This window comes from Flavobacterium zhairuonense, from assembly GCF_004352915.1.
GTDB classification, from domain to species: Bacteria; Bacteroidota; Bacteroidia; order Flavobacteriales; family Flavobacteriaceae; genus Flavobacterium; species Flavobacterium zhairuonense.
Genome location: NZ_SJSY01000074.1, coordinates 157,296 through 179,544, shown reverse-complemented (window position 1 = coordinate 179,544; position 22,249 = coordinate 157,296). Strand labels below are relative to the sequence as shown.

General features: G+C 33.4%; 22 protein-coding genes. 10 read left to right on the top strand and 12 right to left on the bottom strand.

Annotated features, from left to right (window positions below; genetic code table 11):
- On the top strand, positions 1-369 hold the full coding sequence (locus tag EYY60_RS15075) for a response regulator transcription factor (protein ID WP_132990148.1): 369 nt from the start codon (positions 1-3) through the stop codon (positions 367-369).
- Between the two features lie 110 nt (positions 370-479).
- On the top strand, positions 480-1,829 hold the full coding sequence (locus EYY60_RS15070; RefSeq protein WP_132990147.1) for a DEAD/DEAH box helicase: 1,350 nt from the start codon (positions 480-482) through the stop codon (positions 1,827-1,829).
- A gap of 126 nt (positions 1,830-1,955) precedes the next feature.
- On the opposite strand, the gene EYY60_RS15065 is transcribed toward EYY60_RS15070, so the two are convergent.
- Complete coding sequence (locus EYY60_RS15065) at positions 1,956-3,068, bottom strand: lactonase family protein (protein WP_132990146.1); 1,113 nt, start codon at positions 3,066-3,068, stop codon at positions 1,956-1,958.
- Positions 3,069-3,307: 239 nt separating this feature from the next.
- On the opposite strand from EYY60_RS15065, the gene EYY60_RS15060 reads away from it, so the two are divergent.
- The 6 genes from EYY60_RS15060 (at position 3,308) to EYY60_RS15035 (ending at position 8,999) form a co-directional block, all read left to right on the top strand.
- Entirely contained in the window at positions 3,308-5,236 is a 1,929-nt protein-coding gene (locus tag EYY60_RS15060; RefSeq protein ID WP_132990145.1) for a BatA domain-containing protein, read from the top strand.
- 157 nt (positions 5,237-5,393) lie between these two features.
- Complete coding sequence (locus EYY60_RS15055; RefSeq protein ID WP_132990144.1) at positions 5,394-6,644, top strand: dihydroorotase; 1,251 nt, start codon at positions 5,394-5,396, stop codon at positions 6,642-6,644.
- A gap of 4 nt (positions 6,645-6,648) precedes the next feature.
- Positions 6,649-6,975 (top strand): hypothetical protein, encoded by a 327-nt coding sequence (locus EYY60_RS15050; RefSeq protein WP_132990143.1) that lies wholly within the window; start codon positions 6,649-6,651, stop codon positions 6,973-6,975.
- 118 nt (positions 6,976-7,093) lie between these two features.
- Positions 7,094-7,738, top strand: coding sequence for an alpha/beta hydrolase (locus EYY60_RS15045; protein ID WP_132990142.1), 645 nt, complete (start codon positions 7,094-7,096; stop codon positions 7,736-7,738).
- 13 nt (positions 7,739-7,751) lie between these two features.
- Positions 7,752-8,288, top strand: coding sequence for a DUF2199 domain-containing protein (locus EYY60_RS15040; RefSeq protein ID WP_132990141.1), 537 nt, complete (start codon positions 7,752-7,754; stop codon positions 8,286-8,288).
- A gap of 141 nt (positions 8,289-8,429) precedes the next feature.
- A complete protein-coding gene (locus EYY60_RS15035; RefSeq protein WP_132990140.1) occupies positions 8,430-8,999 on the top strand; it encodes a cysteine hydrolase family protein in 570 nt (189 codons plus the stop codon).
- 118 nt (positions 9,000-9,117) lie between these two features.
- Here EYY60_RS15035 and EYY60_RS15030 read toward each other — a convergent pair whose 3' ends face one another.
- The 3 genes from EYY60_RS15030 to EYY60_RS15020 are packed head-to-tail and all read right to left on the bottom strand — an operon-like array spanning position 9,118 to position 10,881.
- Positions 9,118-9,552, bottom strand: a complete 435-nt coding sequence (locus EYY60_RS15030; protein ID WP_132990139.1) for a hypothetical protein — start codon at positions 9,550-9,552, stop codon at positions 9,118-9,120.
- 48 nt (positions 9,553-9,600) lie between these two features.
- Positions 9,601-10,104, bottom strand: a complete 504-nt coding sequence (locus tag EYY60_RS15025) for a hypothetical protein (RefSeq protein ID WP_132990138.1) — start codon at positions 10,102-10,104, stop codon at positions 9,601-9,603.
- Between the two features lie 12 nt (positions 10,105-10,116).
- Positions 10,117-10,881, bottom strand: coding sequence for an MBL fold metallo-hydrolase (locus EYY60_RS15020; protein ID WP_132990137.1), 765 nt, complete (start codon positions 10,879-10,881; stop codon positions 10,117-10,119).
- A 90-nt stretch (positions 10,882-10,971) separates the two neighbouring features.
- Here EYY60_RS15020 and EYY60_RS15015 point away from each other — a divergent pair, with 90 nt between their 5' ends.
- Complete coding sequence (locus EYY60_RS15015) at positions 10,972-12,432, top strand: TonB-dependent receptor (protein ID WP_132990136.1); 1,461 nt, start codon at positions 10,972-10,974, stop codon at positions 12,430-12,432.
- 167 nt (positions 12,433-12,599) lie between these two features.
- Here EYY60_RS15015 and bcp read toward each other — a convergent pair whose 3' ends face one another.
- Positions 12,600-13,052: a thioredoxin-dependent thiol peroxidase gene (gene bcp, locus EYY60_RS15010; RefSeq protein WP_132990135.1), complete on the bottom strand. Its 453-nt coding sequence runs from the start codon at positions 13,050-13,052 to the stop codon at positions 12,600-12,602.
- A gap of 120 nt (positions 13,053-13,172) precedes the next feature.
- Here bcp and EYY60_RS15005 point away from each other — a divergent pair, with 120 nt between their 5' ends.
- Complete coding sequence (locus tag EYY60_RS15005) at positions 13,173-13,823, top strand: endonuclease III domain-containing protein (RefSeq protein WP_132990134.1); 651 nt, start codon at positions 13,173-13,175, stop codon at positions 13,821-13,823.
- Between the two features lie 141 nt (positions 13,824-13,964).
- Here the strand turns inward: EYY60_RS15005 and EYY60_RS15000 are convergent, their stop codons facing one another.
- From EYY60_RS15000 to EYY60_RS14975, 7 genes are all read right to left on the bottom strand, one after another.
- Positions 13,965-15,026: a tetratricopeptide repeat protein gene (locus EYY60_RS15000; RefSeq protein ID WP_132990133.1), complete on the bottom strand. Its 1,062-nt coding sequence runs from the start codon at positions 15,024-15,026 to the stop codon at positions 13,965-13,967.
- A 502-nt stretch (positions 15,027-15,528) separates the two neighbouring features.
- Positions 15,529-15,672 (bottom strand): hypothetical protein, encoded by a 144-nt coding sequence (locus EYY60_RS22315; RefSeq protein WP_162847895.1) that lies wholly within the window; start codon positions 15,670-15,672, stop codon positions 15,529-15,531.
- A 50-nt stretch (positions 15,673-15,722) separates the two neighbouring features.
- A complete protein-coding gene (locus tag EYY60_RS14995) occupies positions 15,723-16,307 on the bottom strand; it encodes an RNA polymerase sigma factor (protein ID WP_132990132.1) in 585 nt (194 codons plus the stop codon).
- Positions 16,308-16,601: 294 nt separating this feature from the next.
- Positions 16,602-17,360 (bottom strand): glycoside hydrolase family 16 protein, encoded by a 759-nt coding sequence (locus tag EYY60_RS14990; RefSeq protein ID WP_132990131.1) that lies wholly within the window; start codon positions 17,358-17,360, stop codon positions 16,602-16,604.
- Positions 17,361-17,441: 81 nt separating this feature from the next.
- On the bottom strand, positions 17,442-19,112 hold the full coding sequence (locus EYY60_RS14985) for a glycoside hydrolase family 16 protein (protein ID WP_132990130.1): 1,671 nt from the start codon (positions 19,110-19,112) through the stop codon (positions 17,442-17,444).
- 11 nt (positions 19,113-19,123) lie between these two features.
- Positions 19,124-20,737, bottom strand: coding sequence for a PKD domain-containing protein (locus EYY60_RS14980; protein ID WP_132990129.1), 1,614 nt, complete (start codon positions 20,735-20,737; stop codon positions 19,124-19,126).
- A gap of 11 nt (positions 20,738-20,748) precedes the next feature.
- Positions 20,749-22,248 carry a RagB/SusD family nutrient uptake outer membrane protein gene (locus EYY60_RS14975; RefSeq protein WP_132990128.1) on the bottom strand — a complete coding sequence of 500 codons (1,500 nt, stop codon included), beginning with the start codon at positions 22,246-22,248 and terminating at the stop codon, positions 20,749-20,751.
- Between the last annotated feature and the right edge of the window lies 1 nt (position 22,249).

The window sequence follows — 22,249 nt, the reverse complement described above, 5'->3', positions numbered from 1 at the left end:
ATGAGTATCAGCGAAAAAAAAATTTTGATCATCGAAAATGATGATATGGCAATTGAAATTCTCAAATTTATTTTAAAAAAAGAAGGCTACAAAATAAGTATTGCCAAAGATGGTATGAGTGCATTAGAGCGTATTCCGGTAATTTTGCCAGATTTAGTGATTACCACAATCATTATTCCGTTAAAATCTGGTCTGGAAATTATTAATCATATCAAAAAAAACTTCCAAAATATTCGTGTTATTGCCCTCTCATCACTTGGTGAAGAGGAGAATACGGTTGAAGAAGCTTTTGAATTGGGTGTTGATGATTTTATTGCAAAACCATTTAATCCTAACGAACTTTTATTGCGAATAAAGCGATTATTATAACTTTTTAAACGCTGTTTTTGAGAAATACGAAAGTAATAATCGAGTGTAATTTTTAACAGATGCCAATTTTTCAGCTATTTATAGCTATCTTTGCGCAAAATTTAATGCAAATGAGCACTTTCGAAAAATTCAATCTCCCAAAATCATTACAAAAAGCAGTTGACGAATTAGGATTTGTTACGCCTACTCCTATTCAGGAAAAATCTTTTTCTGTAATCATGTCAGGAAGAGATATGATGGGAATTGCACAAACCGGAACCGGTAAAACATTTGCTTATTTACTTCCTCTTTTAAAGCTTTATAAATTTACGCATACAAATACTCCAAAAATTGTAATCCTAGTTCCAACACGTGAATTAGTGGTTCAGGTTGTAGAAGAAGTTGAAAAACTGACTACCTATATGTCGGTTAAAACTTTGGGAATTTACGGAGGCGTAAACATCAATACACAAAAAAAAGCCGTTTATGAAGGTGTTGACATTTTAGTTGGAACTCCTGGTCGTACAATGGATTTAGCGCTTGACGCTGTGGTTCGTTTTGATGAAACTCAAAAACTGGTTATCGACGAGTTTGATGAAATGCTGAATTTAGGTTTTAGACCTCAATTGACTGCGCTTTTTGCGATGATGAAAACCAAACGTCAAAACATTTTGTTCTCGGCAACGATGACTGATGAAGTTGATGATTTATTAAATGATTATTTTGATTTTCCTGAAGAAGTTACGCTTGCGCCATCAGGAACGCCACTTGAAAAAATTACTCAACTTACTTATAATGTTCCGAATTTCAATACGAAAGTAAATCTTTTAAAACATTTACTGGAAACCGACGAAAGCATGAGTCGTATTTTAGTTTTCGTAAACAATAAAAAGATTTCAGATATGCTTTTCAATCGTATTGATGAGCTTTTTGAAGGACAATTTGGTGTTATTCACTCTAATAAATCTCAAAATTACCGTTTGAGCACAATGGCCGAATTTCAGGAAGGAAATCTTCGAGGCTTAATTACAACAGACGTTATGGCCAGAGGTTTGGATATTTCGAATATCACACACGTAATCAACTTTGAACTTCCAGAAGAACCAGAACTTTACATGCACAGAATTGGTCGTACAGGTCGTGCTGATGCAACAGGAACTGCAATTAGTTTTGTAACCCCAAGAGAGGAAGAATTCAAAATTGAAACAGAACTTTTAATGGATCAAGAGCTTGACATTGTTGATTTTCCTGAAGAAGTTGAAATCTCAGAAAAGCTAATAGAAGCTGAAAAAGACAAATTGCCAAGAAAATTTTTAATGAAAAAACCAAAGCTTGAAGGTGACGGTGCTTTTCATGAAAAATCAAAAAAGAATCAAAAAGTCAATCTCGGAGGTCCTTCAAAAACCAAAAAGAAAACGCATGGTTCTGTCAACAGAAATATGTTGAAAACGAGAAATGAGAAAAAGAAGAAAAAGAAATAAATAATTATTAGTCACAAAGGTCCAAAGGAACAAAGTGACAAAGTGACAAAGCATAAAAAAGGCTCAAAAGTACAGTAGTTTAAAAACTTTGTACCTTTGAGCCTTTGTTACTTTGAACCTTTTAGGCTATATTTTCGTAAAAACTAAACCTACAGGCGAACACAATTCAATTCTTTTTCCTGTATCAGTAAGTTTTCCCGTAGTTTTATCTCTTTTAAAAATAATAATGTCGTTTGTATATTGATGCCCCACCAAAAGATAATTTCCTGTTGGATCAATAGCAAAATCTCTTGGACCTTTTCCTAATGTACTTTGTTGTTCTACCAATTCCAAACTTCCATTTTTCAGAATTTTATATACTGAAATAGCATTTGCATCAACGCGGTCTGTTAGATATACGAATTGTCCATCTGGCGAAATTTTAATTGCTGCAGCGCCTGTTCCTCCTTTAAATCCTTTAGGCAGAATGCTTGTTTCGGCAACTATTTTTAGGCTTCCAGTTTTATCATAACTTAAAGTTGTCAATGTGCCATCTAATTCCTGAACCAAATAAACAAATTTGCCATCTTTACTAAAAGTCAAATGTCTTGGCCCACTTCCTGCTTTTACATCAACAGAACCTTTTAAAGTCAGCATTTCGTTTTTAGAAGCTGGATTGTATTTGTAAATAAACACTTTATCCAAACCTAAATCATTAGATAAAACGAACTTTTTATCTGGTGAAAAAACAACTTGATGAACATGTGCTTTTTCTTGGCGCGCTACATTTGGTCCTTTTCCTTCGTGCTGTATTAATTGTTGTACAGTCGTAATACTTCCGTCAGCATTTTTCTTAAAAACAACAATACTTCCGCCAGAATAATTGGCAACAATTACATTTTTGTCGTCATTGATCAAATGGCAAGGATCTGCACCTAAAGCATCATTTGTATTCAAAAATTTAAGTTTTCCAGAAGCAGCATCAAAACCAAATGCACTCACAGCACTTTGAGTTCCGTTTTCATTTACCGCGTACACAAATTTATTATTTGGCGAAATCGATAAATAACTCGGACTTATTACATTTTCAGAAGAATTTTTAAGCTTGAAATCGCCCGATGCAGCGTTGAATTCATAAACATAAATTCCGTTGCTTTGGCATTTATTGGTATAAGTTCCAACTAATAAATTGAATTTACTTTGAGCTTTTGCTGCAGTTAATGCTAAAGCTGAAAATAAGATCACATATAACTTTTTCATATTCTATATTATTTTTTGAATACGCTAAAATACACAATAATATCTTTTTCATCATTACAAATGGAACCAGAAAAGTTACATTTTTTTGTTACATTTCACCTTAGAAGTCATATAAGTTCATTTAACTGAAACGCAATAACTACTTCCTTATAATCTCTTGTATAACTTATATGGTTTAACTAAAAATTTGTATTTTTGACCAGCATCTACAAAACGTAGTGAAGTAAATCGAAGCCAGAATGCATTTTAAACATCCCGAAATTCTATACTTTCTCTTTTTATTGATTGTTCCAATTTTGGTTCATTTATTTCAATTAAGACGTTTTAAGACTTCGTATTTCACCAATGTTCGTTTCCTGAAAGAACTTGCCATTCAAACCCGAAAAAGTTCAAAAATCAAAAAACGATTATTGCTTGCTACTCGTTTATTATTACTTACCTGTGCGATCATTGCATTTGCCCAACCATTTTTTGAAGCAAAAGACAGCAAAAATGCTTCAAACGAAATGTATATTGTTTTAGACAATTCGTTTAGCATGCAAGCAAAAGGAAAAAAAGGCGAATTGCTGAAACGTGCAGTGCAAGAATTGCTTGAAAACACTCCAGAAACGGCGCAGTTTTCACTTTTGACAAACACTGAAAATTATTGGAATACCGATATTAAATCTTCGAAAAGCGCGCTTCAAAATTTAAATTACAGCGCTTCGCCATTTGAACTTACTTCTATTATTGCAAAAATCAAAGCGCACAAATCGGCACATAAAAAAGATATTGTCATTATTACGGATGCTGTTGGCTTAAAAGAAAAAGATGTTAAAAATATTGATTTTGAAGAAAAACCATATTTCATCGTTCCGGAAGCAGAACAAAAAAACAACGTTTCAATTGACAGCGTTTACATCAATCAGACTTTAGAAAACTTTTATGAAATTGGCGTAAGCTTATCGGCTTATGGTGATGATTTCAGCCCAATTTCGACTGCTTTATACAATCAAAACAAACTGATTGCCAAAACAATAATCAATTTTGATTCAAAGAAAAAGAAAATCAATTTTACGATTCCGAAAGAAGCTTTTCATGGCTATGTTTCAATTGAAGACAACGGATTAACTTATGACAACAAATTGTTTTTCAGCATTTCTAAAAACAAAAAAACAAACGTAATCAGTATTGGCGAGCCTGAAAAAAGCAATTTCTTAACCCGAATTTATACTCCAACCGAATTCAATTACAGTAATTATCCAATCAGTTCTTTAGATTATAATAGTTTAGAAAAACAGAACACCATTATTCTGAATGAATTAACTGAAATTCCGCAGGCATTACAAACTACTCTAAAAAGTTTCGTTTCAAAAGGTGGAAATTTAGTTATCATTCCTTCTGAAAAAATTACAGTTTCAAACTTCAACGATTTCTTAGGAAACTTTGGAAAAATTCAATTTAATTATCTAAAAACTGAAAGCAAATTGATTACGAAAATCAATTTTGATCATCCGCTGTTTTCTGGAGTTTTTGAAAACAAAATCACAAATTTTCAATATCCAAAAACAAATTCTTCATTTGCGGTTTCAAGTGCGTATCCGGCTGTTTTGTCTTATGAAGATCAAAGTGCTTTTGTGACTTCCATTCAAAATTCAGTTTCTGGAGTTACATTGTTTTCGGCACCAATAAACAGCGTCAATTCTAACTTTCAGCAATCGCCTTTAATCGTTCCTTTGTTTTATAAAATCGCAACAAACAACCAAAAAACGGGAGTTAATGCGTTGACCATTGGAAACAATCAGCCTTATTTTGTTGATGTTTTATTGACAAAAGATGCTATTTTAGAAGTAAAAGGAACAGAAGATTCATTTATACCAATTCAGCAGATTTTAAACAACAAAGTCAAATTAACGTTTAATGATTTCCCTGAAACAGCTGGAAATTACAGCATTTTTGACAAAAAAGAATGGGTTGAAAACCTGAGTTTCAATTATAAAAGAACTGAAAGCGATTTAAGCCAAGTAAACACAAATATTGTTTCAGATTTCAAAACTGCCGATACAATTTCGACCATTTTCAATACTTTACAAACTGAACGAACCGACAGCCAAATTTGGAAATGGTTTGTTATCTTTGCACTGTTGTTTTTAGCATTAGAAATGGCAATTATAAAATTTGTAAAATGATTTTTTTTCACCATTAAGGCATTAAGATTATTAAGTTTTTCCTTAATGATCTTATTCCAAATGTCCAGAAAATTAAGTTTCTCGCTTTATGAACTTAATTTCTTTATGGTAGTAAATAAAAAACATTTAATGTTTTAATAAAATAAATATCCAAAATATGAAACTAATCATCAAAAGCGCCAAAATTATCGACTCAAAAAGTCCGTTTCATAATCAGACCGTTGATCTTTTAATTGCAGATGGTGTAATAGAAAAAATAGGAGTTTCTCTTCCAAACGATGATGCTGAAATCGTTCGATTTGGCAATCTTCATGTTTCTCAAGGCTGGTTTGACAGCAGTGTTTCGCTTGGAGAACCAGGTTATGAAGACAGAGAAACCATTGCAAACGGCTTAAATGTTGCGGCAAAAAGCGGTTTTACTGCAATTGCATTACAACCGAATTCATTGCCAATTATTGACAATCAATCTCAGGTTAATTTTGTAAAAAGCAAAGCAAATGGTTTTGCTACAGAAATTTTCCCAATTGGAGCTTTGACTAAAGCCAGCGAAGGAAAAGATATGGCAGAACTTTTCGACATGAAAAATTCGGGAGCTATTGCTTTTGGAGATTACAACAAAAGTATCGACAATGCTAATATTTTGAAAATCGCTTTGCAATACGTACAAGATTTCGACGGATTGGTTATTGCTTACTCGCAAGATCCAAATATCAAAGGAAATGGCGTCGCAAACGAAGGAATTGTTTCGACAAGATTAGGTTTAAAAGGAATTCCGAATTTAGCAGAAGAACTACAGATTTCTAGAAATTTATTTTTATTAGAATATACTGGCGGAAAACTTCATATTCCAACGATCTCTACAGCAAAATCAGTTCAATTGATCAGAGAAGCCAAAGCAAAAGGTTTAAATATCACTTGCAGTGCATCCGTACATCATTTGGTTTTAACCGATGAAAAACTAGACGGATTTGACACTCGTTTTAAAGTAACACCTCCATTAAGAACCGAAGTTGACAGACAAGCTTTACTTAACGGTATCGCAGATGGAACCATCGACATGATTACATCAGACCATAATCCAATTGATATTGAGTTCAAAAAAATGGAATTTGACACTGCCAAAAACGGAACTATTGGTTTAGAAAGTGCTTTTGGAGCCTTATTGACTGTTTTACCAGTTGAAACTATCGTTTCAAAATTGACTTCAGCGAGAAACATTTTCAACTTAGAAAAAAATACGATTGAAGAAGGTGCAAAAGCCAACTTGACATTATTCACAACCGAAGGAAAATTAACTTTTACAAAAGAAAACATTCTTTCAAAATCTAAAAATTCTGCTTTTTTAGGAACTGAAATAAAAGGTTCTGTGTACGGAATTTTCAATCAAAATCAACTTGTTACAAAATAATATAATGAATAATTCAGTCGAAGAAGGAAAATCAATTGCTATTACAAGCTATATTCTAATTATTGGCGTTTTGATCGCCATGAGCATGAATTCTGAAAATAAAAACAGTTTTGCTTCTTTTCACATCCGTCAGTCTCTTGGTTTGTCTTTAACCTTTATTTCTTTAGGCACCATTATTAGTAATTTTGATAGTTTTTTTATCACTTTCCCAATGTGGATCTTTATTTCCATACTATGGACTTTCGGTATTTTTAATGCTATTCAAGGGCAAATGACACCAATTCCTTTGGTTGGAAATTTATTCCAAAAATGGTTTAAAAAAATCGGGTAATTTTTAAAATTCCAAGTTTTAAAATTCCAAACTAAAAACGTCAAAAACTTTGTCAAAGTTTTAAACTTTGACAAAGTGAAAAATTCATAATTCACAACTTACAATTCATAATTAAAAAATGAATCTATCTTTAGAGTACAAAATAAAAGAACCAAAAGTAATTTTAGATAAAAATCCGTTATTGCTTTTATTGCACGGATACGGAAGCAATGAAGAAGATTTATTCTCTTTTGCATCAGAACTTCCTGATAATTACTATATCATTTCCGCAAGAGCGCCTTACGATTTACAATATGGAGCTTATGCTTGGTACGCCATCAACTTTGACGCAGACCAAAATAAATTTACGGATAACGTACAAGCTAGAACTTCAAGAGATATAATTGCTGGTTTTATTGACGAATTAGTAGCAAATTACCCAATTGATGCTAATAATGTAACATTAATTGGATTTAGCCAAGGATCTATTTTAAGTTATGCAACAGCACTTTCTTATCCAGAAAAAATTCAGCGAGTGGTTGCGATGAGCGGTTATTTCAACGAAGAAATTATAAAAGAAGGTTTTGAAAATAACGATTTTCAAAACTTAAAAATATTTGCTTCACACGGAACTGTAGATCAAGTCATTCCGATTGAATGGGCTAGAAAAACTCCGGCAATTTTGGAGAAATTAAATATTCCGGCAACTTATAAGGAATATCATGTTGGACATGGTGTTGCACCACAAAATTTCTTTGATTTTAAAAATTGGCTAGGACAGTAAATATCAAAAGAATATGTTTTGGAGAAAAAAGAATAAAGTTTCTAAATCAGAATTTAAATGTTCGCAATGTGGAGAAATACATGAAGATTGGCCTGCATTAACATTTATAAGTCCTACTCCATTTCATAATTTAAGCGATAATGAAAAAAAAACTATTGGAAATCTAAGTAGTGATTTTTGCACAATTGAATATGAAGATCAAACCAACAGATTTATAAGAGTAGTATTAAATCAAAAAGTAAATGATCATCCTGAGTCGTTACAATATGGCTTTTGGGTTTCACTTAGTGAAAAAAGTTACGATGATTATTATAATAATTTTGAGAATGAAAATCATGAAACCAAATATTTTGGATGGTTGTCAAATTATTTAGTCGATTATGACAATTCAGAAAGTATTCCAACTACTGTAATTACAAAAAAAGGAAACGACAGACCTGAAATAATTCCACATGATGATTTTGATCATCAATTTGTTCGAGATTATTATAATGGAATTTCAAAAGAAGAAGCTGAAAGAAGAATTCATAACATGATGGATAATTCTTAAAAACTGAAAACGAGAAATGAAAATATACACCTCAAATCTAGTAACAGGCAAAATAATTAGTAAAATTGGAACTACACAAGGATAAGCTTAAATAAGCAAGTTAATTTCGTTCCATTTTTAATTCAAAATCATTATTTACAAATGAGCATTAAAAAACTTGACAATCCTGCATTAATTTTAATTGACATTCAAAAAGGTTTTCACAATATTGAGTATTGGGGCGGAGACCGAAATAATGTTACTGCAGAAGAAAAAGCCGGTGAACTTCTAAAAATTTGGAGAAGTAAAAAACTGCCTATTTTTCACGTTCAGCATTGTTCTTCAAATCCAAATTCAATTTTGAATGAAACAAATCCTGGAAATGAATTTCAAGATGTAGTACAACCATTAGAAAGCGAAACAATCATTAAAAAGAATGTTAACAGCGCTTTTATCGGAACAAATTTAAAAGAGCTTTTGGATGATGCTAAAATTACAAACCTTGTAATTGTTGGCTTAACAACAGATCATTGCGTTTCTACAACAACCAGAATGGCTGGAAATTTTGGTTATAATGCATATTTAGTTTCTGATGCAACAGCAACTTTCAACAAAAAAGGAATAAATGGCGAAGCGTTTTCTGCAGAAGTAATTCATCAAACCGCTTTAGCAAGCTTAAATGAAGAATTTGCTCAAGTTGTAACTTCTGATTTTATTAAAGAGAATATTTAAGTCTCAGTCGCAGTTCTCAGTCACATACAAACTTAGACCTTTGTCAAAGTTTTAAACTTCGACAAAGTTTTCCGCAATTCAAGACTGAAAACTGCAACTGCGACTGAATACTAAAATTTTATTGTCCCGTATAAAGAATCTTCCCTCCTTTTTTCAAAACATAACCTTTCCAAGGAATCAATTCTAAATCGTCTTTTTTCCAAGAATCACCTTCAGATTTTCTTTCCAAAATAATAGATTCTTTTTGAGTGTCTAAGAAAAGCTCTGCCTTATTTCCATCAAAAATTACGTATGACGCAGTAGTATATTCTTTTCCATCATCGTAGTGTGATAATTTTGTCCCTTCAAAAACTCTGATACATTCTTTTTTAAGCGTTGACCAAGTATATCCGGCCGAAGCTTTACACCCGTGAACATCAGAATCAGCGCCAACTACTGTTTCTTTTTTGGTCTCACTTTTTGGTTCTTGAGACTCGCTTTTTTCTGGTGATACTTTTTTTGCACAAGAAAACGAGGCAACAACAATAACTGCTAATAAAATAATCTTTTTCATAATCCTATAGTTTTAAAAATTGGACAAAAAAAAATAGGATTAAAAATCCTATTTTTGATATAACCAACTTTGATTTACTTCAAATGTAATATTATCATCGTTATCTACAAAATATTTTAACAAGACTTCTCCCCATAATTCACCATTACTGTAATCTGCAATAATCCATCTGTGGTTTAAAATTTTAATTTTATTGATGATAAATTTCTTTCCATCAATCATATCTTGCCCTGTATATGGATTTCCTTTTGGGCCGGCATTTAAATCCAATAATTTCTCTTTTACAACAGGAATTAATTTTTCGTATAAAATCACTTTTCCTCCAGAAGCACTGTTGTCAAAGTAATTTTGAGCATTTTCATTATGCTCTAATGAGAAATAATCGGCTTCAGCTAGTTTTTCTGTAACTAAATTAATACTGTCTCTCAGCTTCTTAGTTGTTCTATCGTATCTCTCCTTCTCAAATTTCACTTCACCGCTGTAAAACGTATAAGTAAAAACGTTCATTAATATTGCAAGGAGAAAAAGATAAAGCATTAAGGATTTTTTCATTTTGTGGTATAATTAAATTGTAATTTCTAAATTATCATAAGCCAGAAAAACATTTTCTGGGAGCGTTTTTTGAACTTCTTCATGAAAGCCCAATACATGGCTGATATGAGTCAAATAAGCTTTTTCAGGTTTGACAAGGTTAATAAAATCAAGGGCTTCCTGCAAATTGAAATGTGTATCATGAGGTTCGATTCGCAATGCATTTACGACCAAAACTTTTAGGTTTTTAAGTTTTTCAATTTCAAGATCATCAATTGTTTTGACATCAGTCAAATAAGCAAAATCGTCAATACGATAACCAAAAACCTGTAAATCACCATGCATGACATTAATTGGAATTGCTAATTTATCGCCAACTGCAAAAGGTTTATTGTTTTCTACCTCGATAGTTTTGACGCTTGGAGCTCCAGGATATTTATTTACAGTTTCGAAAACATAGTCAAAACGGCGTCTTAAATTATCAATTACACGCTGATGTGCATAAACAGGAATTTCGCCTTGTCTGAAATTAAACGGACGAATATCATCCAATCCAGCAGTATGATCCGCATGTTCATGAGTGAATAAAATAGCATCCAGTTTACGGCATCCGCAAGAAAGCATTTGTTGTCTAAAATCGGGACCACAATCTACAACATAAGAATGCTCGCCCCACGAAATCCAGATGGATACTCGGAGCCTTTTATCCTTAGCATCAGTGCTTTTGCAAACGGGATGATCAACCCCAATAATCGGGATACCTTGAGAAGTACCAGTACCTAAAAAATAGACCTTCAATTGAACTTAATTTTTTTACAAAAATAGGATTATTTCTCTTTCATTAGAAGCCTAATTTACTAACTTTGTAACAAATCTATTTAAAATAAAATGGGTACAGAAATAAAACTCAAAGGTGACAAGGTCATCGAACAGATTCCTTCTATAAAAGACAAAGCGTTACGCATTAACTTAAACGAGAATATTTACGGAACATTTGCCGAAATTGGCGCTGGACAAGAGACCGTTAGGCATTTTTTCAGATCCGGAGGTTCATCGGGAACAATTGCAAAAGCGATGTCTGCCTATGACAAAGATTTTAGTGATGCCGTTTACGGAATTGAATCTGACGGACGCTATGTGACAGAAAATCGACTAAAAAAAATGCTGACGTTTGAAGGTGAATTGATCGAAGAACGTTTAAGCCGAGAAAAACACCCAAACAAACTTTTTTTCAGCTACGCCAATACAGTAGCAACTATAGATTTTGCCAAACAATTTAAGGGTCACGGATGGGTAGGAATTAGATACCAAATTGAACCTGACGAAGCTTACAACGAAATTATACTTCACATTCGTTTTAAAGAAACTGACGCCCGATTACAACAGGAAACTCTTGGAGTTTTAGGTGTGAACTTGATTTACGGTGCATTTTACAAATACAACGACCCGAAACGTTTATTACGTTATTTATACGACCACTTAGACAAAGATCAGCTTGAAATTGATACAATCAACTTCTCTGGACCTCGTTTTGCAGATGTTGACAACCGATTAATGAGTTTACAATTGGTTAAAAACGGAATGACAGATGCCGTAATGTTTAATCCAGAAGGAAAAAATGTATTGCCAGCTGCCGTTTTGTACAAGAAAAACCTTCTTGCTTTTAGAGGAAGTTTCCGCCCGGTAACAAATGTAAACCTTGACATGTATGAGAAATCATTAAAAATGTTTCTCAGCGAGAATAAAGTTGACAAAGACAATACTTTAACCGTTTTTGAAATTACACTTTCAAATTTGCGTTCTGATGGTGAAATTGACGAACGCGATTTTATGGACAGAGCTGAATTGCTTTGTTCGCTAGGTCAAACCGTTATGATTTCAAATTTCCAAGAATACTATAAAGTAGTTGAATATTTCTCTAATTATACTAAAGCCAGAATGGGATTAGCAATGGGAGTAAATAACCTTGTAGATATTTTTGATGAGAAATATTACCGCCACTTAAGCGGTGGAATCTTAGAGGCCTTCGGAAAATTATTCTACCGAGACATGAAAGTATTCTTATACCCAATGTTAGGCGATAATGGCGAAATTATCACTTCAGACAACTTAAAAGTTCATCCTAGAATGAAAGAATTGTACAAATTCTTTAAATTCAACGGAAAAGTGGTTGACATTAAAGATTACAATCCAAACATATTAAATGTATTCTCTCGCCAAGTATTAAAAATGATTGGCCAAGGACAATCGGGATGGGAACCAATGCTTCCTTCTGGAGTTGCCGAAATCATAAAAGAACATCATCTTTTTGGATATCATCCACAAAAAGAACTAGAACAAAATTCTTAATATAAAAAAAGTCCCTTAGTTGGGACTTTTTTTTAAATATTCAGTCGCAGTTTTCAGTCTCAGTTTTCAGTTGTCACCCTGAGCGAAGTCGAAGCTCACGTTCCAATTGGAGTGTCCTTCGACTTCGCTCAGCTTGACAAACTGAGACTGAAAACTGTGACTAAAAACTATTTCAAAATCTGATCAGCGTGTTCTTTTGTTTTTACTTTTTCGATTACCTCATCGATAATTCCGTTTTCATTGATTACAAAAGTGGTTCTGTGGATTCCGTCGTATTCTCTTCCCATGAATTTCTTTGGTCCCCAAACTCCAAAAGCATTGATAACCGATTTATCTTCATCTGCTAATAATGGGAAAGGCAATTCGTATTTTTCTTTGAATTTTGTTTGAGCCTTCTGACTGTCAGCACTTACTCCAAGAAGTTCATAATTATTTGCTTGAAAACGGTAAAAATTATCTCTTAAATCGCAAGCTTCAGCTGTACAGCCTGGCGTACTTGCTTTTGGATAAAAGAAAACTACTAATTTTTTTCCAGCATAATCTGCCAATTTATGCCCTTTCCCTTCTTGATCAATTCCCGAAAAGTTTGGCGCTTTATCGCCAGCTTTTAATGTTGTCATATCTTTTATTTTAGATTGTTGATTTTGGATTTTAGATTGAAAAACAAAGATAACTTATAACTTGCAACTTCTAACTCATAACTTATAATTCATTATTTTTACGGCTCTAAAAATACGGAAATGAATAAAGAAGCTCGCGTACAATTTGTTATCGACACCTTAAAAGAACTTTACCCTACTATACCTGTCCCTCTTGACCACAAAGATCCTTATACTTTATTAATTGCTGTTTTGCTTTCGGCACAATGTACAGATGTTCGTGTAAACCAAATTACGCCTTTGTTGTTTGCAAAAGCTGATAATCCGTATGATATGGTGAAAATGTCTATTGAAGAAATCAAGGAAATTATTCGTCCGTGTGGGTTGTCTCCAATGAAATCAAAAGGAATTCATGGTTTATCAGAAATTCTGATTGAAAAACATAATGGCGAAGTCCCTCAGAGTTTTGAAGCACTTGAAGCCTTGCCTGCCGTTGGACACAAAACGGCGAGCGTTGTAATGTCACAGGCTTTTGGAGTTCCAGCTTTTCCTGTTGACACTCATATCCATAGATTAATGTACAGATGGAATCTTTCGAATGGAAAAAATGTCGCTCAAACTGAAAAAGATGCTAAAAGATTATTTCCGAGATCATTATGGAATGATTTGCATCTTCAGATTATCTGGTACGGACGCGAATACTCACCCGCACGTGGTTGGAGTCTAGAAAAAGACATCATCACCAGAACTATAGGAAAAAAATCTATAATTGAAGAAATGACAAAAGCTTAGATTAAAAAAAGGCGCAAAGATTAAAACCTCTGCGCCTTTGTTATTTCTTAATGTGCCAATTTGATAATTAGAAAATATGATAAAGCAGTTCGTCTTAAACTCATTATCTAATTATCACACTTTCTAATTATCAAATTTTAATTACATTCCAGCTTTCAAGGCATTATATTCAGTTGTCATATCAAGAGACCTGTAAACTCCTAAAAGTGTTTTCGTTACATCTGGATTTTTAGGCTCGATAGTAAGTGCTTTTTTAAGATATGGAATTGCACTTCTAGCAATATCATCTTTTTTTGCGTTCAATTTATCATATTGCTGCATTTCTTTTGGAGTTGTTCCCAAGTTTGCAATTTCATCAGCTATTGCCTTTTTTTGCTGCAATTTCAAATAAGCAAGATTAATGTAAGCATCAATATAATTAGGATTCATTTCTAAAACGTAATTGTATATCGCTTCAGCTTTAGCATAATCTTTATTCTCCATATAAGAATATGCTAAATTATTATTTACATCAATTTTTTTTGAAGGAACAGATTCTGTTCTTGGTTTCTCATAAAGTCCTTGATCAATTGCTGATTGTCTCGCTTTTGGAGAAAGAAATGCATCTTCTTCCTTTGTCTTTTTATTTGTAGCATAATAAAGAACGCCGTTTCCTGAATAATTCTTTTTCTTCAGTTCTTCGTAATACTTAATTGCTGAATTATAGTCTTTAGCATTAATCGATGACGAAGCCGCGTTATATAAATTAAGCGTATCTTTTTTGTCAAACAAATATACTTTATAACTTTTCTCTGCACTTTCTTTAAATTTTCCAGCTTTGAAATCGGCCATGGCGCCGTTAACCAAGTTAGATTTCATATCTTTCAAAGCCGCACTAGCTTTTACAGTAAATTTAAACTTACCAGATTCATTTTCAAACAAAAACACATCTTGATAAGCTTGTGATGCAAGACTAAAGTTGTTTGCGGCATCAATATTTTTACTGGCTAAATCCTTATATACATTTCCTTTCAAAAAATAAAAATCAGATTTATCCTCATCCGGCGCGTTTATGATAAGATATTCGGTCTTGTTTAAAATTGTTAGGGCTTCTTGTGAATTACCTTTATCAAAAAGTGACTGCGCATCTTTAATTTGTGCTTTTTGGGCATATGCCCCAACATTTATCAATAGTATTGATAAAATCATAAATTTCATTTTCATTGTAGATCAAGTTTGATAGTTAAATAGATTGGGTTCTTTTCTCAAACAATTTTGTTGGTTTCCAAAAATTGGACAAAATTGTACTTTTGATATCCTTCTGCTAGGATTCAAAAATTATCAAACTGAATAATTAGCGAGAGTAGTTTTTTATCATATTAAATATTTTTGAGAATTAAACATTTTCATTTTATCACTTTTAAAAAAAATCAAATTTTAACAGTATTTACACTATAAATAACATTATTTACTATTGTTTTCTGCAAACATTATATTTTTTTATCTAAAATAGAATTAAAAACTGAATACGCAATAAAATATCATTATTTTTTTATTCAAAATTTAACTTTTTTTTAAAGAGGTGATTCGCTCAAATTCTCAATTTATTTAAATACGCGCAAAAAAAAACTCACTATCAGTATTTTACATACAGAAGTGAGCTTTAAACCAAAACGACCATTTGGCTTTTCTATTAGCGATAAACTTTTGGCAAGTTTGCGATTGTTTAATTTGCTATTATATCGAAGCTTTTGTCTTCAATTTTCACAACAGTCAAAGCTTGTGAATAACTGAGTAAAAAAGAAACGACTTCTTTTTTAGGTTTTAAATTTTTAGAAGCTAATGCTTTTTTAGAGTAAATTTTTGCCATACTATGAAAATGTTTATACATAGGATAACGGATTAATACTCAAATTAGTATTAGTTGGTTAAAATAATTTGATGTTTATCAATTATTTTTCTCAAATTCATTAATGCATAACGCATTCTCCCTAGAGCTGTATTGATGCTAACGTCTGTCAACTCTGATATTTCCTTGAAACTCATATCTTGATACATACGCATTACCAATACTTCTTTTTGATCATCCGGAAGTTCTTCGATTAATCTTTTTAGGTCGATTTCCACTTGGTCAAGTATCATTTTGCCTTCAATTGTCAGCGAATCGTCAGACATTACAGAGAAGATTGAGAATTCTTCTGTTTCTCTATACATTGGCATTTTTTTAGTTTTGCGGAAATGATCTACAATTAAATTGTGAGATATACGCATTACCCATGGCAAAAATTTACCTTCTTCATTATATGAATTGCTTTTTAAGGTTTTGATTACCTTAATAAAAGTGTCTTGAAAAATATCATTTGAGATATCTCTATCAGCAATCTTAGAATATATGAAACCATAAATCTTCGATTCGTGCCTTTTGATTAATGTCGACAGCGCAACTTCATTGCCATCGATATAATTTTTCACTAACAGAGCGTCTGGAATGTGCAGATGAGCCATAATACTACTTTTTTAGGTTTTTAATTTGGAGTAATTTTCTAAAAAGTAATTTTATTGTATAGGCTTCTCTTTTTTTAGTGTGTTAATTAAGTGACCAAATTTAACAAATAATTATTTTAAAAAGCAAATAAAACGCAGAATAATTAACAATAAAAACTTAAAAAATAGACACATAAGTTAATTTTTACCGGAAAAGACCGCTAAATCAGCAAATGAGCCATATTTACAAAAAGACATAAATTACTTACAATTAAGTAGTTACAAAGTAATTTATGCCTTTTTTGAAATAAAGAACTATTGATAGACGCGTACGTAATCGACATAGTACTTTTGCGGAAAGATTTTATCATCTACCTCTGGTCCGCCAAAATTTCCTCCAACAGCTAAATTGACAATGATATAGAAAGGTTTGTCAAAAGGCCAAGTATCTTCATTTTTCACTGGAGGATTAAATGTATAGACTAATGTTTTATCTACAAAAAAATCCATTTTATCTTTAGTCCATTCAATTGCAAAAATGTGATAACCTTCTTCAATATTAGGATATGGTGTTCTTTTAGTATTAATTGTGTTTCCGTGGCTGTCTTGCGTATGCAAAGTAGTATAAACCATTCCTGGATCGCGCCCTATATATTCTAAAATATCAATTTCACCTGCTTTTGGCCAGTGGATTTCATCAATGTTTGCTCCCAACATCCAAAATGCCGGCCAGATTCCTTGACCAACTGGCAATTTTGCTCTTGCTTCAATTCGGCCGTATTTAAATTCTTTTTTACCTTTTGTGGTGATTTTGGTTGATGTATATTTTGCGCCTTCCTTTCTCGCTTCTATAACTAAATTTCCATCTTTGAATTCATGATTTGTTTTGGTATAAACCTGTCTTTCATTGTTTCCAAAACCGCAAAGATTAGGACAGCCATCGCCTATTTCAAAATTCCAATCTTTTTCATTCAACTCTTTTTTATTGAAGTTTTCTTCCCAAACGAGTTTTCTTTTTACTTCCTGCGCAAAACATGCACTGCTGATCAACAGCAACATAATTACCTTTTTCATACTTTCATTTAAAATTATAAAAATTGAGAAGGTCAACCTAAACTGACCTTCTCATTTCATTCTTACTAATTAATTTATACTCTATTGATACACTCTAACGTAATCAATCTCCATAGAAGACTGCGTGAAAGCCGCATCAATATTACCGCCAAAATTACCTCCCATAGCAACATTCAAAATTAAGAAAAAGTCTTTGTTGAAAGGCAAACTCGTATCATTAGGAACCGAATGAATTAACTCATCATCTACATATATTTTTACAGCTTCAGGACTCCAGATTGTTTTATAAATATGGAATTCTGTAGAAACATTTGCAATAGTTTTTGAACCAGTATTAGCAGTTCCGCCAGAGTGTCCAGGATAATGAAGCGTTCCATGGATTACATTCTGGCTGTTTCCTACATGTTCCATAATATCTAATTCTCCACATGCAGGCCAAGCATTTGTAGCATAATTTGCTCCAAGCATCCAGATAGCAGGCCAAGTTCCTCCACCTATTGGAAGTTTTGCACGAACCTCAACTTTTCCATACGTAAATTTATATTTCCCTTCAGATTTCAATCTGGCTGAAGAATAATCAGCTCCGCCAGAAGCTTCTTTTTTAGCTGTAATTTTTAAGTTACCTCCCTGAACAATTACGTTTGTTGAAGAATTCGTATAATTCTGTTTTTCATTATTTCCCCAACCATTATCGCCACGCCCTAAATCATAAACCCATTTTGAAGCATCTGGCGCTCCATCAGTATTAAACTCATCAGACCAAACTAAATTTGTATAATCTTTATCTGGTGTTGTTGGATTTTGTGTTGGTTTTGTTGTCGTGAAAATATGATACCAAGCCAATGATGCATTTCCGCCCATAACGGCTCTAACAACCATTCTGTTCGCTGTAATCGATAAAATCTCGTATGAACTCTGACCGATATAGTACCCCATAAATCCGCCATCAGAGAAATTCATCATTGTTCCTCTTGTTTGTGTTGCGTGATTTGGATTTTGCATTACAAAAGATTCTGAAGGACTCAACGAAACTGTTTTCTTTCCTGACGTATCATAAGCCAAACAAGCATCAGATCCCGAATTTCCACCTCCTACACTTTCAAAAGCGGCGTTGAAGAAAGTTGCGCCACCATTGTTTAGCTGGAATTTAAGCTGACCTCCTTCTAGAGAGAATGTCAATTCGTTTTCATATAAACAGCTGCTAGTTGGTGAACCTGCTTTTTCCCAAGCTCCTGCTTGATAATAGTTTCCGTAATAATTTTTAGTTGCATCGCCATCATTTTGACCAACTCCTAAATGTCCAGCTTCTGAAGCTGACCAATACCATTTTTTAGAAGTACCACCAGTTAAGAATTGTACCGCCTCGGCATCACTAAAATCACTTTTAACTGTAACATCCGTAGTAGTTGTTGTACTTACTCCACCTTTTCCGGAAGCAATTACAGTTACTGTATAGGTATTAACTCCCGTTTTTGTAAAACGCTTTGTAATTACTCCGTTTGGCGCATTATCAGATGTTCCATCGCTATAAACATATTTATATGATATAGCACCATCAGCCTTCGCAGTAAATTTTACTGTTCCTGAACCATCTCCGTTTGGAGCTGCGGTAGTTTTACCAATAACCTCAGCAGTAACTTTAAGATTTGTTGGTGAATCAATTGATCCAAAAGTGAAATCATCATTTTGACATCCCATCATCAAGACAATCGCAAATAAGGATACTATTTTTAAAATTATTTTTTTGTTCATGATTTCTCGTTTTAATTGGATTGTTTAATGTCGTCAAAATAATACGTGGCTCCAGTTCCTGTTTGCCCAAAATCTGGGAATAAAATTACTCTGTCGTATTTGATGCTAGAGTCGAAGCTAGCCGCACTTGTTAGGTCAAAAGTTAAAATTTGCCAAGCATTTGCAACTGTAGTCGATGCATGTACTTCAAAGTTTACACTTGGGTTTCCATTTCCATCTTTTGGAGATGTAGAAAGCTCCATTTTGTATAAAATATCAGCACCAACTTTTGGAGACCAAACTGCTACTTTTACTTTAGTTCCTTTAGAAAAATCCGGCGAAGCATCAAGATTCAAACTAGCTCCAGCCCAAGTTTCTGCACCTGATTTTTTCTCCATTTTAACCACTTTATCAGATACGTTTGCTCCTGTTTTGTCAGGATTTGTTACCATTGATGCATTAACATTTCCGAAACCTCCCCAAGAATAAGTCAAGTTTGCTGATTCGAAATCAATAGGCAATGCGATTGATTCTGCAGGCGCTTTATAAAAATAAATATTGTCAATAAATACGGTTCCTCCAGCCCAAGGCGTTCCAACAAATTTCAATTGGAAAATTTTATCTACTGTTAATCCTTGGCTTGTCCATGCTGAAATTGGAATATCAATGCTTGTCCATTGATTAGCTGTAAGGTCTTTTGTTACAGGTTTTTCTGAAGGTCCAGTCTGAATCAATGAAGTTTCAATTTTCTGCAAATCAGCTGTCCAAACATCCATGTGTAGATATTCCATTTTAGAAACATCTATTGTTACATTGTCTGCTAAAGCAATTCCTTGGTAGCTTAATTTAATATAATTCAGCATTTTATCGCCGTTTAAATCAAACTCTGCCCAACTGCTTCCTTGTCCCGCTTGTCCCCAGTCTGGGAAATAATTTGTTCCTGCAACATTGGCATATTTCGTACCGTAAATAGAAATAACATCAGCTGGCTGTCTGTTTGGAGGCGTTGGTGCCGATGCTGAAGGCGCTACAACCAGTTTTGCTGTCACCTGAGCTGTATATTCAGTAGTTTTGATTGCGGCACTTTTTGAAACAACACGAACTGTGTAAACACCCGCTTCTTTATATGTATAAGAAACAGATTCGCCATTGTTTGCAGAAATCGGATCTGGTTTTCCAGCTTCTCCAAAATAAACATCATAAAACAAAGCAAAATCTGCAGTTGCTTTTACGGTTACTTTTTTAGATACTGATAAATCGTTTGTGATTTCAACTACTAAATTTTCAGGAGCTCTAAATGATACTACAACATCATGTGTTACTTCGGTTGTTTTCCCGTTCACATTCATTGCTGTAATTTTCGATTTATATGTTCCTTCTTTATAAGTATGCGTTAAAGTTCCACCAGAAGGAATATAAGCTGATTCCGGAGTTCCATCACCAAAACTGATTTTATATTGCGTTGCACCTTCACCCGTCGGAATAAAAGTTACTTTTCCTGTATTGTCTTGTGTAACGGTTGTCAGTGCCGACACATTTGTTGGCGCCGCAATACTGTCTAAATCAACATCGAGAGCATCATCGTTTGCACAAGCAATCAGCATTGTCAAAACGAATAGATTTAATATTAAATATATTTTTTTCATAATTGTATTTTTTAGTATCCAGGATTTTGTTGCCAGTTTCCGTTTGAGAATTGAATTTCTTCAATTGGAAGCGGGAATAATTCGTTTTTATTAGCTGTAAAACCAGGAATTTTCCCAACAGCTTTTCCAGTTCTTACCAAATCAAAGAAACGATGTCCTTCACCAAAAAGTTCCACTCTTCTTTCAGCATAAATAAAATCGGTCAAAGCCTGTCCTGAAGCTGTGATATCATGATTATTGTCTCCAAAAGCTCTTCTTCTAACCTGATTTAGATACTCTCTTGCCTTCGCATCATTGTTTCCTGCACGACTATAAGCTTCGGCAGCCATCAATAAAACGTCTGCGTAACGAATCGCTCTGTAGTTGTTTGGATTTGTCAAGTTCAAATCTCCCGCTGCGGCAGAACTTCTTTTTCTCGGAAGATATTTTCTGTTGAAATATCCTGTATCCTCATTTCCTTTTCCGTAGCTCACACCTTTTCCTCCGTCATAATTAGCATTTGCGGCAGCAAAAGCGGCAATGTCTAAAATCGCAACATCTTTACGTTTGTCACCAGCTTCAAAAGCATCTGCACCTTCTTTTGTTGGTACATTAAAACTGAATCCTGAAGAGAAAAGTGGCCCAGAAAAATTTCTAACACCGCTAAATCCTACTGCTACGTTCCCTTCGCTACATTGAAGACATCCAAATCCTGCTCCTTCAACATCTGTATATTGTACTTCAAAAACAGATTCTGCTCCGTTTTCTCCATCCATTTCAAAAATTGAATTATAGTCTGTTACCAAAGAATATTTCCCTGAAGTAATAACTTGATCTAATGCAGTTGCGGCCTGAGCAAATTTCCCTTCATATAAATAGGCTTTTCCAAGAAGTGCCAAAGCAGCACCTTTAGTAATACGCCCTTTTTGAGAAGCAATTGGAGATAAATTAGCACCTGCAAAAGTTAAATCAGCTTCAATAGAAGCGTAAACTTCTTCTTTACTAGAACGCGGTACTGTTTTTTCATCTCCAATTTTAAACCTCGCATCACCTTTCATTGGTATTCCACCAAACCATTTTACTAACTCAAACTGGTAGTATGCTCTTAAAAAACGTGCTTCGGCTATAACTTGTGTTTTTCCTGGAAAATCAGTCTTATCTTTAAATTCAAGAATATAATTTGCTCTTTGAACACCTGCAAACATCCAGTTCCAGATATCTCTTAAATTGCTATTTACCGGCGTATGAATCATATCGTCGATTTGTTGCCAGCCAATAACGTCCGTCGGGCTTTCTCCTCCACAAAGTGTATTGTCTGAAGCAATTTCTCCTAATATGACATTTGCATATGAAGCTTGCAAGAGATCATATGCAGCAACTAATGCCTGATCATAATCTTCTTTTGAATTAAAATAGTTTTCAGAATCAATCGAATATTCTGGTGTAGGATCTACAAACTCATCCGAACAAGAAATGCTTAAAGTCGAAAATAGAGTAAGCGTTATAACGGTTGTATATAAATATTTTTTCATT

Bases quoted from the DNA above. Each gene is read 5' to 3' on its own strand.
- EYY60_RS15015 (WP_132990136.1), top strand. From the start codon at position 10,972: ATGGGTACAGAAATAAAACTCAAAGGTGACAAGGTCATCGAACAGATT.
- EYY60_RS15050 (WP_132990143.1), top strand. From the start codon at position 6,649: ATGAATAATTCAGTCGAAGAAGGAAAATCAATTGCTATTACAAGCTAT.
- EYY60_RS15025 (WP_132990138.1), bottom strand. From the start codon at position 10,104: ATGAAAAAATCCTTAATGCTTTATCTTTTTCTCCTTGCAATATTAATG.
- EYY60_RS15000 (WP_132990133.1), bottom strand. From the start codon at position 15,026: ATGAAAATGAAATTTATGATTTTATCAATACTATTGATAAATGTTGGG.
- EYY60_RS15070 (WP_132990147.1), top strand. From the start codon at position 480: ATGAGCACTTTCGAAAAATTCAATCTCCCAAAATCATTACAAAAAGCA.
- EYY60_RS15045 (WP_132990142.1), top strand. From the start codon at position 7,094: ATGAATCTATCTTTAGAGTACAAAATAAAAGAACCAAAAGTAATTTTA.
- EYY60_RS15060 (WP_132990145.1), top strand. From the start codon at position 3,308: ATGCATTTTAAACATCCCGAAATTCTATACTTTCTCTTTTTATTGATT.
- EYY60_RS15055 (WP_132990144.1), top strand. From the start codon at position 5,394: ATGAAACTAATCATCAAAAGCGCCAAAATTATCGACTCAAAAAGTCCG.
- EYY60_RS15040 (WP_132990141.1), top strand. From the start codon at position 7,752: ATGTTTTGGAGAAAAAAGAATAAAGTTTCTAAATCAGAATTTAAATGT.
- EYY60_RS15030 (WP_132990139.1), bottom strand. From the start codon at position 9,552: ATGAAAAAGATTATTTTATTAGCAGTTATTGTTGTTGCCTCGTTTTCT.
- EYY60_RS14980 (WP_132990129.1), bottom strand. From the start codon at position 20,737: ATGAAAAAAATATATTTAATATTAAATCTATTCGTTTTGACAATGCTG.
- EYY60_RS15075 (WP_132990148.1), top strand. From the start codon at position 1: ATGAGTATCAGCGAAAAAAAAATTTTGATCATCGAAAATGATGATATG.
- EYY60_RS14975 (WP_132990128.1), bottom strand. From the start codon at position 22,248: ATGAAAAAATATTTATATACAACCGTTATAACGCTTACTCTATTTTCG.
- EYY60_RS15035 (WP_132990140.1), top strand. From the start codon at position 8,430: ATGAGCATTAAAAAACTTGACAATCCTGCATTAATTTTAATTGACATT.
- EYY60_RS22315 (WP_162847895.1), bottom strand. From the start codon at position 15,672: ATGGCAAAAATTTACTCTAAAAAAGCATTAGCTTCTAAAAATTTAAAA.
- bcp (WP_132990135.1), bottom strand. From the start codon at position 13,052: ATGACAACATTAAAAGCTGGCGATAAAGCGCCAAACTTTTCGGGAATT.
- EYY60_RS14995 (WP_132990132.1), bottom strand. From the start codon at position 16,307: ATGGCTCATCTGCACATTCCAGACGCTCTGTTAGTGAAAAATTATATC.
- EYY60_RS14985 (WP_132990130.1), bottom strand. From the start codon at position 19,112: ATGAACAAAAAAATAATTTTAAAAATAGTATCCTTATTTGCGATTGTC.
- EYY60_RS14990 (WP_132990131.1), bottom strand. From the start codon at position 17,360: ATGAAAAAGGTAATTATGTTGCTGTTGATCAGCAGTGCATGTTTTGCG.
- EYY60_RS15005 (WP_132990134.1), top strand. From the start codon at position 13,173: ATGAATAAAGAAGCTCGCGTACAATTTGTTATCGACACCTTAAAAGAA.
- EYY60_RS15065 (WP_132990146.1), bottom strand. From the start codon at position 3,068: ATGAAAAAGTTATATGTGATCTTATTTTCAGCTTTAGCATTAACTGCA.